The organism is Rhodococcus sp. NPDC057135 (genome assembly GCF_042670865.1).
Lineage (GTDB): Bacteria > Actinomycetota > Actinomycetes > Mycobacteriales > Mycobacteriaceae > Rhodococcus_F.
On record NZ_JBHUUU010000052.1, the window covers coordinates 1 to 1,064 of the forward strand.

Below are 1,064 nucleotides of genomic sequence, written 5' to 3' on the forward strand. Positions count from 1 at the left end.
AGTCGCACCCGAACAGGTCGAGTACGTCATCATGGGTCAGGTCCTCACCGCCGGCGCCGGCCAGATGCCCGCCCGCCAAGCCGCCGTCGCCGCCGGCATCCCCATGACCGTGCCCGCCCTGAGCATCAACAAGGTGTGCCTGTCCGGCATCGACGCCATCGCCCTCGCCGACCAACTCATCCGCGCCGGCGAATTCGACATCGTCGTCGCCGGCGGGCAGGAATCGATGTCCCGCGCACCCCACATGCTCGAAAAAAGCCGCGAAGGCTTCAAATACGGCGACGTCACGATGCGCGACCACATGGCCTACGACGGCCTCCACGACATCTTCACCGACCAGGCCATGGGCCTGCTCACCGAACAGGTCAACCAACACGAGAGCGCCCACATCACCCGCGCCGAGCAGGACGCCTTCGCCGCCGCCTCGCACCAGAACGCGGCCCGCGCTTGGAAAGACGGCTACTTCGACAACGAAGTCGTCCCCGTCTCCATCCCCCAACGCAAGGGCGACCCGATCGTCTTCGCCCAGGACGAGGGCATCCGAGCCGACACCACCACCGAATCCCTCGGCAAGCTGCGTCCCGCGTTCAGCAAGGACGGCACCATCACCGCCGGCTCCGCCTCCCCGATCTCCGACGGCGCCGCCGCCGTCGTGGTGATGAGCAAAGCCAAGGCCGAAGAACTCGGCCTGACCTGGATCGCGGAAATCGGTGCCCACGGCGTCGTCGCCGGACCGGACTCCACCCTCCAGTCCCAGCCCGCCCGTGCCATCGCGAAGGCCTGCGCGAAGGAAGGTATCGACCCCACTGATCTCGACCTCGTCGAAATCAACGAAGCGTTCGCCGCCGTCGGGATCGCCTCCACCCGCGAACTGGGCCTCGACCCCGCCAAGGTCAACGTCAACGGCGGCGCCATCGCCGTCGGCCACCCCCTGGGCATGTCCGGTGCCCGCATCGCCCTGCACCTCGCCCTCGAACTGCAACGCCGCGGCGGCGGCATCGGCGCAGCCGCACTCTGCGGCGGCGGCGGACAAGGCGACGCACTCATCGTCCGCGTCCCCAAGG

The 1,064-nt window shown here is 68.6% G+C and carries 1 protein-coding gene; it reads left to right on the plus strand.

Annotated features, from left to right (window positions below):
- Positions 1–1,064, plus strand: a 1,064-nt coding sequence (locus ACFT1A_RS31000; protein WP_378450113.1) for an acetyl-CoA C-acetyltransferase, incomplete at both ends; no start/stop codon positions are given.